General features: G+C 61.8%; 13 protein-coding genes. 5 read left to right on the top strand and 8 right to left on the bottom strand.

From position 1 onward, the window contains the following. Positions 1 to 419, top strand: a 419-nt coding sequence (locus IEX16_RS18785; RefSeq protein ID WP_229676438.1) for a hypothetical protein, incomplete at its 5' end; no start/stop codon positions are given. A 247-nt stretch (positions 420 to 666) separates the two neighbouring features. Here the strand turns inward: IEX16_RS18785 and IEX16_RS18780 are convergent. From IEX16_RS18780 to IEX16_RS18750, 7 genes are read right to left on the bottom strand one after another with little or no spacing between them, the layout of a single operon-like run. Continuing rightward, positions 667 to 1,860, bottom strand: a complete 1,194-nt coding sequence (locus tag IEX16_RS18780; RefSeq protein ID WP_229676437.1) for an MFS transporter — start codon at positions 1,858 to 1,860, stop codon at positions 667 to 669. Between the two features lie 55 nt (positions 1,861 to 1,915). Further along, entirely contained in the window at positions 1,916 to 2,623 is a 708-nt protein-coding gene (locus IEX16_RS18775; protein ID WP_188710027.1) for an aquaporin, read from the bottom strand. Next, entirely contained in the window at positions 2,620 to 3,120 is a 501-nt protein-coding gene (locus IEX16_RS18770) for an arsenate reductase ArsC (protein WP_188710026.1), read from the bottom strand. The genes IEX16_RS18775 and IEX16_RS18770 overlap by 4 nt, the downstream gene beginning before the upstream one ends. Before the next feature lie 10 nt (positions 3,121 to 3,130). Continuing rightward, the gene (locus IEX16_RS18765; RefSeq protein WP_188710025.1) at positions 3,131 to 3,601 is read right to left on the bottom strand and encodes an ArsI/CadI family heavy metal resistance metalloenzyme; all 471 of its coding nucleotides are present in this window, start codon (positions 3,599 to 3,601) and stop codon (positions 3,131 to 3,133) included. Positions 3,602 to 3,620: 19 nt separating this feature from the next. After that, entirely contained in the window at positions 3,621 to 4,997 is a 1,377-nt protein-coding gene (locus IEX16_RS18760; RefSeq protein WP_229676436.1) for a hypothetical protein, read from the bottom strand. Next, on the bottom strand, positions 4,969 to 5,208 hold the full coding sequence (locus IEX16_RS18755) for a hypothetical protein (protein WP_188710023.1): 240 nt from the start codon (positions 5,206 to 5,208) through the stop codon (positions 4,969 to 4,971). The genes IEX16_RS18760 and IEX16_RS18755 overlap by 29 nt, the downstream gene beginning before the upstream one ends. Before the next feature lie 29 nt (positions 5,209 to 5,237). Next, the gene (locus IEX16_RS18750) at positions 5,238 to 5,579 is read right to left on the bottom strand and encodes an ArsR/SmtB family transcription factor (protein ID WP_188710021.1); all 342 of its coding nucleotides are present in this window, start codon (positions 5,577 to 5,579) and stop codon (positions 5,238 to 5,240) included. Positions 5,580 to 5,632: 53 nt separating this feature from the next. On the opposite strand from IEX16_RS18750, the gene arsC reads away from it, so the two are divergent. Then, positions 5,633 to 6,064, top strand: coding sequence for an arsenate reductase (glutaredoxin) (arsC, locus tag IEX16_RS18745; RefSeq protein WP_188710019.1), 432 nt, complete (start codon positions 5,633 to 5,635; stop codon positions 6,062 to 6,064). Continuing rightward, a complete protein-coding gene (gene arsH / locus IEX16_RS18740; protein WP_188710017.1) occupies positions 6,048 to 6,770 on the top strand; it encodes an arsenical resistance protein ArsH in 723 nt (240 codons plus the stop codon). Before arsC ends, arsH begins: the two co-directional genes overlap by 17 nt. Positions 6,771 to 7,021: 251 nt before the next feature. On the opposite strand, the gene IEX16_RS18735 is transcribed toward arsH, so the two are convergent. Further along, positions 7,022 to 7,798 carry an MHYT domain-containing protein gene (locus tag IEX16_RS18735; protein WP_188710011.1) on the bottom strand — a complete coding sequence of 259 codons (777 nt, stop codon included), beginning with the start codon at positions 7,796 to 7,798 and terminating at the stop codon, positions 7,022 to 7,024. Between the two features lie 581 nt (positions 7,799 to 8,379). On the opposite strand from IEX16_RS18735, the gene rbp reads away from it, so the two are divergent. Beyond that, positions 8,380 to 8,757 carry an RNA-binding regulator gene (rbp, locus tag IEX16_RS18730; protein ID WP_188710009.1) on the top strand — a complete coding sequence of 126 codons (378 nt, stop codon included), beginning with the start codon at positions 8,380 to 8,382 and terminating at the stop codon, positions 8,755 to 8,757. Positions 8,758 to 9,099: 342 nt separating this feature from the next. After that, entirely contained in the window at positions 9,100 to 9,621 is a 522-nt protein-coding gene (locus IEX16_RS18725) for a hypothetical protein (protein WP_188710007.1), read from the top strand. Positions 9,622 to 9,752 lie beyond the last annotated feature (131 nt).

Here is a 9,752-nt window from a genome sequence, read left to right as displayed (position 1 = left end):
TGTTTGACTTCTTCATGGCTCAATCCTCTCAGAGATTTGAGCCTCCTCAAAATACGGGGCGATTCAGTACGAATGCTATTGTTGGCTTTAAGCGAAAAGATGACGCTCCAGTGTATTTGTGGCCGCTGGCTTCCGCACTACTTGACGAAAAAAATTATCCAGTCATAGCGGGCATCGTCGTTAAAGGCAATGTTTCGTTTACTGAGGATGTGTATGCCCCGACCTCCACTGGAGGACTTCGCATCCAACGTGTGGAATTCGATATTGAAATTGTTAGCACGACGCAGCCTGTCCCCCTAATTAGCGCCTTCAACTACGCAGGCAAGACTGGCAATCATGTCGACGCAGCAACATTCACTTTTGAAGGCCCAGACGACCAGGCGTGGAACGTCTTCGTATCGAAATCGTCTAATCCATAGCTTTGAACACGGGCGTGCGTGACGACGTAGCCTGCTGCTTGGAGCGTCTGCGGACTTGTTGCAACAGGCGCTACGGGTGGCCCGAGTCCCCCAAAAGTCCCTCAGCAAAGAAAAACAGCATCGGGGGTGGAGCCTCTAAGCTGTTGAAAACACTGGTGTTTTATGGTGCGGTTGGCAGGAATTGAACCACGACCCCTTGGTTCGTAGCCAAGTAATTCATCCTGATCAGCGCAGTTGTTGGCGTGATTCAATCCCCGCGCTGGGTTGTGATGGAAGAAGCATCACGCAGCGCCATCAAGGCCGCAAACGCCAGCGCCCCCAGCGCCGCTGAAAACCACAGGGCTGCGCCGCCGAAGCGGTCCAGCGCCAGCCCGAACAGCCAGGGCGACAGCGCCTGCGCAAAACGCGCCGGCACCATCAGCAGGCCCTGGCGCGCGCCATAGTCCTTGACACCGAACAGCATCAGCGGCAAGGTGCCCTTGGCAATTGTCAGCACGCCGTTGCCGGCGCCGTGCAGCACCGTGAAGACGGCGCCGGCCGGCACACCGATGAACAAAAAAGCCATGGCGCCCACCGAGTGCATGGCGCCGGCTACACGCGCCGACATCAGCGGATGCACGTTGCTCAGCAGCCCGTATTCCAGCAGGCGCCCGGCCACCTGCGCTGGCCCGACCAGCCCGGCAAAAATCAGCGCGGTGGCCAGCGGCACGCCCTGGATTTGCAGCAGGCGCGGCAGGTGTGCCGCCATCGCGGTGCTGATGAACCAGGTCACCGCAAACACAAAAGCCAGCAGCATCGCTGTGCGGCTGGCGTTCTGGGCGCTGAAGGGTTCGGAGGAGGCTTGCGCTGTTTGCGCTTCTTCAAGTGGCGCTGCGCGTGCGGCTGGTGAAGCGGGCAGCAGCAGATTCAGCGGCAGCGCCACCACCAGGTGCAGGCCGGCCCAGACCATGCAGGCAGCGCGCCAGCCCCATTCGAGCTCCAGCCAGGCCGTCAGCGGCCAGCCCACGGTGCTGGCAAACCCGGCCAGCAGCGTGATACCGGTGATGGCGCTGCGCGCGTCCTTGCCATACAAATGCACCAGCGCTGCAAAAGCCGCTTCATAAAGGCCAGCGGCCATGGCCACACCGAGCACGGCCCAGGCCAGCATCATGCCGACCGGCCCCTGCGCCACCGCCAGCCCGGCCAGCCCGGCAGCAAATACAAAGCTGTTCGCGACCAGCACCGGCCGGCCACCGTAGCGGTCAATCAGTTTGCCGGCCAACGGCCCCAACAGGGCAGACACCACCAGTGCGAGTGAGAAACCGAGAAACACCGTCGGCGTGCTGATGCCCAGCTCGCGCGCCATGGCGGTTGCCAGCATCGCCGGCAGGTAATAACTCGACGCCCAGGCCAGGGTCTGGGCGATGCCCAGGCTGGCGACTGTGAGGCTGCGGTGTTGCATCATGGGCAGGTCAGGGCCGACAGCGATCCGGTGGCAACGTGAGGGGAAAGGTTGGCTAGCTCGCGGTTTCGGCGGGCGTGGGCCCCAGTGCACGACTCAGCAACACGCCGATAAGCGCGCCGGCGGCTTCAGCGATCACAAAACCCGGCGCATTAGCGGGCGCGATGCCGGCAAAGCTGTCCGACAGCATTCGCCCCAGCACCGCGGCCGGGTTGGCGAACGAGGTGCTGGCCGTGAACCAGTAGGCCGCGCCTATATAACAAGCCACCAGCGCCGCCGCCTTGCCGGCCGGTGCGCGCAGGATCACCAGGATCAGCCCGGCGGTGGCCACCGCTTCGGCCAGCCACTGGCCCCAGCCGCTGCGCAGCTTGCTGCTTAACTGCAACACGCTCATGTCGAACATTGCGTGCGCCAGCCAGGCCCCGACCACGGCGCCCGAGAGTTGGACTGCTATGAAAAAGAGAGCTACTTGCGCTTGCCCGCCAGGGGCCGCAGGCATTTTTGACCACACAAGCAGGGTCACCAGCGGGTTAAAGTGTGCGCCGCTGACCGGGCCCAGGGTTTCAATCAGCACATACAGCGTAAACACGGTGGCCAGCGTGTTGGCCAGCAGGGCGATGGCCGTGTTGCCGCCGGCCAGGCGCTCGGCCATGATGCCTGAACCGATGACGGCGCAGAGCAGGGCGGCCGTGCCCAGAAATTCGGCGAAGAGTCGGTGCGTCAGGCGGAGCGTTGCAACCTCGGCGGCTGCGGTGTTGCTCATGACCGCGCCAGTTCGCGCGCGCTTTGCTGCACCATGGCGCGCTCGAGTTTTTCGGGCGGCAGGTTGGTCAGGAGGTCCAGCCGGCGGCGTATGGCCGGGAGGGTCAGGCGAAAGGCTTCAAGTTTTTCCGCCTCGTCGCCCGGCACTTCGGACGGATCGGCATACCCCCAATGCGCGGTGGCCGGCTGGCCGGGCCAGTAGGGGCAGACCTCGCCGGCGGCGTTGTCGCACACGGTAATGACGAGATGCATGGGGGGCGCGTCGGCTGCGGCGAACTCGTCCCAGCTTTTGCTGCGCAGGTCTTCTGTGGAGATGTCGGCGTTGTGCAGCACCTTCAGCGCCAGCGGATTCGGCTGCTGGTTGTGGCGCGGGCTGCTGCCCGCCGAGAAGGCCCTGAAGCGGCCCTTGGCCATGTGGTTCAGAGCGGTTTCGGCCACGATGCTGCGGGCCGAGTTGTGGGTGCACAGAAACAGGACGTTGATCACGCGGTCAGCCATGGTGGTTCTTTCAGCAGCAGGTTTTGGAGAGGGTGTTCGCTACATTTTTTGTAGCTGCCGGTGCACAGCAGGCATGGGCTGGAGTCGTATTTTGTTCAGACTGCTGCTCGCTGAATACCGGAATGCCGTCCAGTGTGTGGAACTGCTCCCAGGCCACGCCCTGCGGGTCGGTCAGCCAGTATTTGTCGCTGCGCGCATAACAACAGGTGGTCTCTCCGTCGTCCTGCAGAGCGAGCTCGGCGTCCCTGGCGTGGGCTCGCAGTTCGGCAAGTTGATCGGTGGATTCCACCTGGATGCCCAGGTGGTCCACGCCAGTGGCACTGCCGCGTGTGGAGATGGCGAAGTTGACCGGTGGGTCCTGCAGCATCCACTTGGCATAGTCGGCTTCGGTCCGGGCGGGAGGCTGATGAAACATGGCGGAATAAAAGGCGATGTTTTTGCCGAGATCTTCGACATGCATGTGCACATGAAAGCGTTTCATGACGGCTCCGGTTTTTTTTTTAGGGAGAGGAAGGAAGGCAGTCGGTGCGGGGCGGGCGAGGGCCGGCGTTTGCATCCTGCGCAATGGCGGGCAAGACCACTACCGGCGAAAAGCCGCCTCCAGCCGTGCGGAAATTGGTGGTTTGACCGGTGTAGGTGCGCGCGGCCAGCAGTTGCACCTGACCGCGAAAGGTGTAGGCGCGTATGTCCAGCTTCAGGCGCGTCGCCACACCGTCCACATCGACCATTCTTTCGCTGGGCGGCACCAGCGCCTGGGCGATAAAGCCGCCTGCCGTGATGTGGGCCCAGACGCTTTTGGTGAGTTTGTCGCCACGGTAGGCGGCCTTGGCACCGTAACCCGCCACCGGCTTGAAGAAGAGCTGGCGGCGGCGCGCCCAGAGATCGTCCGCATGTTCGGCGGTGACCCGTTCGGTGTGCGGGACCACCGCTTGCAGAATGCGCCGGTCTTCGGCAGACACGCCCCAGGAAGCCAGCAACACATCGTCGCCGAGCGTGATGAGGTTTCGCTTGTCGGCAAACAGGGCGTGTGCGCGCGGGTGCGGCGTGACGACCGCCGCGCCGGCCACATAGGCACTGCGCAGCGCGGCATGGCTGGGTTCAGACAGGCTGAAGTCGGTTAGACGGTTGTAAACCAGATCAACCACAGCTCCCGGCAGTGCCGGGTGCCACAGCGCACCGTCTTTCCATGACAGTTCACGCGCATCACCCACGGCGGCCATGATGCCGTGCGCGATGAGCAACTGCCGCGCCAAGGCAAATTCGGGCGCCAGGTATTGGGCCTGCGGTGCATCGTCGGTGATCAGCACATTGCGCAGCGGCCGCGTGCCACGCTGGGCCTGCCACTCGGCGCGGAACATGTCCACGAAGGCCTGGTTGATGTGTAACAGGTCGCTGGACGCGTCCATCAGGCCCTGCATCGGTTCGCAGCAGTCGCGGTGTGCGCGTGCCAGCGCGGCGTTGAGCAAGGCGCCGCCGGCGTTGGTGTTGATCTCGATCAGCCGTGGGCCGTCTTCGCCAAGGTGGAAGTCGTAGCCCATGAAAACGCCTGCGGGGCCGAACTGATGCTGCGCGATCTCCGGCGCATGGGTCAGCGCCTCTTGCTGGTAGGCGGGCAGGGCGACCACGCGCTCGATGGCTGCAATCGCCTGGCCGACTGCGGCGCGCATGCCCGGATCGACAAACACGGCGGTGTCAGAAAACAGGTGCGGGTGGGTGGTGGCCAGCCCGTCCAGCATGCCTTGCAGGCAGGGGTCGGTTTCAAGCTGCTGGCGCAAGCGCTCGGGGTTCAAGGTGCGGCACAGGCACCCGAGGTTCAAGGTTTCGGCGAGGTTCATGGAAAGGCGGGTTTCAGCAGCACCTGAAAGCCAGGTCTGCATGCGACTTTTCCGTCGCGGCAAGCATCGGCGCTTGGCTCACGCGCGCCAGTTCCGGCCGGTCCCAGAGTTGTCCGGCGAGTGGAATGCTGCGCAAGACCAGCATCACGGCGACGCTGGCCAGGCCCAACGCAAACGCCTTCAGCATGCCACTGCGCGCCAGCGGCCCGGACGCAGCGGGGGAACGGCGAAGTGCGGAGGTGTGATCACTCATGTGAAGTCCTGGTGGGGTCAAGAATTCATTCAGCAGGTGCTGCATGCGGCGTCATCGGCGACCTCGCAGGCCTCGCCCTGGCAGCAGTGTTCGGTCAGATAACCCAGCAGGGCGTTCATCTGCCCGAAGTTGGCGCGGTAGATCAGGTTGCGACCGCGCGGCTCGCTGCTCACCAGGCCGGAATGGGCGAGTTCTTTCAGATGGAAGGACAGGGCGCTGGGTGCCACTTCGAGCTTGTCGGCAATCGCGCCCGGCGTCAGGCCGTCAGGCCCGGCCACCACCAGCGCGCGGAAGGTACGCAGCCGCTGCGCCTGCGCCAGTGCGGCCAGCGCGCGCACCGCTGAAACTTCGTCAAGGGGTTTTATTTCCATAATTCAAATATAATTGAATTATCGAAGTAAAACAAGCGAACAAGGAAAAAGTCATGGCCGACATCACGATTTATCACAACCCCCAGTGCGGCACCTCGCGCAACACGCTGGCGCTGATCCGCAACAGCGGCGCCGAGCCCGAGGTCATCGAGTACCTGAAACACCCGCCCGGCCGCGAGACGCTGCAACAACTGATTGCGGCCATGAACGTGCCGGTGCGCGATGTGATGCGGCAAAAGGGCACGCCCTATGCCGAGCTCGGGCTGGACAACCTGGCGCTGACGGACGACCAGTTGCTGGACGCCATGCTGGCCCACCCTATTCTGATGAATCGCCCGATCGTCGTGACGCCGCTGGGCACGCGGCTGTGCCGTCCCTCCGAAGCCGTGCTGGATATCCTGCCGGCGCCGCAGCAGGGCGCTTTCACCAAGGAAGATGGTGAACGGGTGATCAACGAGAAGGGTGAACGTGTTGCCGGCGCTTGACGACTTTCCCAACATCGATCAAACCCTGTTCGTTGTGCCGGAGGCGTCAGCGTTGCAGGCCTTGCGCCCCTCGGCCCATGCGCCGCGCATTTTGTTGCTCTACGGCTCGGTGCGCGAGCGCTCTTACAGCCGGCTGCTCAGCGAAGAAGCCGCGCGCCTGCTTCGAGCCATGGGCGCGGAAACAAAAACATTCGATCCGCGCGGTCTGCCGCTGCCCGACGACGCGCCCGACAGCCACCCGAAAGTCGCAGAGCTGCGGCAACTGGCGCAGTGGGCCGAAGGCATGGTCTGGACCTCGCCCGAGCGCCACGGTGCCATGACCGGCATCATGAAGTCGCAGATTGACTGGATCCCACTGGCCGACGGGGCAGTGCGGCCGACCCAGGGCAAAACCCTCGCGCTGATGCAGGTCAGCGGCGGCTCGCAGTCCTTCAACGCGGTGAACCAGTTGCGTGTGCTGGGCCGCTGGATGCGTATGTTGACGATCCCGAACCAGTCGTCCGTCGCCAAGGCTTTTCTGGAGTTTGATGAGGCCGGGCGCATGAAACCGTCGGCGTATTACGACCGCGTGGTCGATGTTATGGAAGAACTCGTCAAGTTCACGCTGCTCACGCGCGACGTGTCGCCGTATCTGGTGGACCGCTACAGCGAGCGCAAGGAGAGCGCCGAGGCGCTGTCGAAAAGGGTGAACCAGCGCAGTCTTTGAGTGCCATGACTCAAGTCGGCCTCTGGCCCTTTTCTGGTGTGCGCAGACAGCTATTCAATTGATAGCAAATGGTCAACAGAGCGCAGGGCATGCAGACGTATGGGCCACGCCGGTGGCGTTCTGGTGATCACCCCACAAAGTGGCCAGCGCGGCGCCGGGAGTGTGCCGCCAATTACGTGCACTTCGCCGTGTCAATGGCGGCTTGCTGCGACCGCGGCAAGATGGCGCAGGAAGGCGGTGCGCTCCCGGTGTTATCCGCGTGAAGGCTTGGCCTGCAGTTTGTGTCCGTTTGCTGCGACTACGGGTTGGAACAGCAGGCTCATCGCAATCAGGAACATCATGGACAGGGTAGCGATGATCACCATTGAGGAAATACTGAACGAACTTACATAGCCGAAGCCCTGGGGGATGGCGCTGCGCTTGGCGGTGGTGCAGACAAATTCTGCGGCGGCCATGCCGGTGTAGTGCATGGCGCAGACCGCCACCGCCATCACCAGTGCCGCGACCAAACGCTTGAGCAGCGAGGCTGTGTTGAAGGCCAGCCACAGGGCGGCGGTCGCGGCCACCACGGCAATCGCGATGGACGCGGCGACGATGGCGTAGTCCCACTGGATATAGCCGCCGATTTTCATGCCGTACATGCCGAGGTAATGCATCACCACCACGCTCATGCCCAGCAGGGCGCCCGCCACCACCATCCGGCTCAGACGCTCCGGTGCGCGGGCGACATAACCCAGGGCCAGCGAGGCGGCCACAATGGCTGCAAGCAGTGACACGCCGGTTTCCACCATGGCGTAACTGCTTGCTACATCCAGCTTGAGCGCCAGCATGCCGACAAAATGCATGGCCCAGACGCCGATGCCGCCCAGCGCCAGGCCGGCGGCCAGGGTGTTGGTCGTGCTGAAACTGCCGTCGGCCTGCTTGATGCGGGTGGCTGCTGTGAGCGCCACAAAGGATCCTGCTGCGGCCAACATAAAGGACAGAACAACATACATGGGCTGGTAGCTGCTTAGAACGATAGGATTCATAAAAGTACCTAGTAATTAATAAAAGCGAGTGTAACGTATTGTTACCAATTTGCAACCGCGACCGCCCTGTAGGACGCCCGTCCGGTGTGCCATGGGCACGGAACCGGGCGGCTGATGGCGGCTCCTCGCGCAAGGGCTGTTTTCTTCTCAGGGAGGGGGGGGGGGGCAGCTTGTTGGCGGTGGATCAGGCCCGCGCGGCGGCCCCGGTGTGTTTGCTGGAAAAAAATGTCGGAGGCCAGGACGATGAACTCATGTCAGGCAATTTTCGTCCGGGTGACACAGGGGCATGGAATTTGGCCCATTGTTGACGCGGGTGGTTAGCTATTCAATTCATAGCAAAGAAGCGAGCCGGCGGCGATTTGGAGAGCGTCAGGGCCGACCTGGCCGCGTTTATCTTGCCCTTTCTGCAAAAGTAATGTAGTGCTTGCGCGTTTCCTAACGCATAATCGGGGGGTGTCGGTGTAAATACACCCGCACAAGTTAGTGATCGGTCAGTTTCGCGCGCTACGGCGGTACTTCTTAGGTTTGTTGTGCTTTCGGGACTCCATCGCTTTTGTTTTATGTATTTTTGAGGAATCCCTATGGGCAATAAACTTTACGTCGGCAACCTGCCATACACCGTCCGTGACGAAGATCTGCAACAGTCTTTCGGCCAGTACGGCTCTGTCACCAGCGCCAAAGTCATGATGGAACGTGACACCGGTCGCTCCAAAGGTTTCGGCTTTGTCGAAATGGGCAACGATGCCGAAGCTCAAGCCGCAATTGCCGGCATGAACGGCCAGTCCCTCGGCGGTCGCAGCATCACTGTGAACGAAGCGCGTCCGATGGAGGCTCGTCCTCCACGTAGCGGCGGCTTCGGCGGCGGCGGTGGTGGCGGCGGCTACGGTGGCGGCGGCGGCGGCGATCGTTCCGGCGGTGGCGGTTACGGCGGCGGCGGCGGTGGTCGCGGCGGCTACTAAGCCCTGCAACCCAGCCGTCTCAGCCCTGCGCTGAGACCAAGCCAAAAAGGCTTCAGAACTTCGGTTTTGAAGCCTTTTTTGTTGGCGACGCTGGATGGGTCATCTCGGACTTGATCCGGGATCCTTGTTGGTGGTTCATGCCGTGTGGTTAGCCTGCTGCTGTTGGCCGGGGGTTGCCCGGCAGCAACTCACTTTTCTTTGTCTCGCCAAAGAAAAGTAAGCAAAAGAAAGGTGATGTTGTACTTCGCGTACCCCCAATTAAAGTGTAACAGTTTGATTGAATCAAACCAAACCAAGCGGTTTTGGTTGACGGAACCATGACGGCCCCCTCAGAATAGAGGCATGGCATACAAGATCAACGTGAACGGCGTGCAAATTGAGGCTGACACCCTCAAGGAGGCGCTAGCTTTGGCCAAGGAAATTGCGCCGCAGGCTGTAGCCAAACCGGGGCCGGTGGCGGCGTCAGTCAATCTCACTCGGCCTGTTCCAGCTCGAGCGCAACTAATCGCACCCATCATCACCACCAATGAAGCGCCTGATATTTTTGCTGAATTCCGCAAGCCTCGTGCCTATGTAAATGAAGCCAGCCTAGCCGCCGCCTTCCTTTCAAGGATTTATGAAGCGGGAAGCGATGGCGTCGAATCTAAAGATCTGATGGGCATTGTTGGCGCAGACCATCCGCGTGGCTTTGGTGCGAAGGTAAGACCCGTGAAGCGGGTACTTGCTGATCTGGGCTACGCCAACCCTGAAAACGTCTTTGAGTGGCAGCGCGTCCATCAGGGTAAAGAGTCCGTTTGGGTGCCCGGTCCATTGATCGATGAGGCATTAGAAAAAGCCAAGGCAGCAGCGGGACGCATTAAATGAAAACAGCGAGTGCTTTTGGCGACTCGCTGTTAAAGGTTTGTAGAGGATGCGCGGGGAGCAGCGCGCAATTGTCGGTATAGCCCTCATAAGGTGACGTAAAACTGACATTCCCCAGGCTGAGCCCCTGGAAA

Source organism: Polaromonas eurypsychrophila (genome assembly GCF_014641715.1).
GTDB classification, from domain to species: domain Bacteria; phylum Pseudomonadota; class Gammaproteobacteria; order Burkholderiales; family Burkholderiaceae_C; genus Polaromonas; species Polaromonas eurypsychrophila.
Note: the sequence above shows the minus strand (reverse complement) of the source record. Positions and strands in the feature narration are given on the sequence as shown.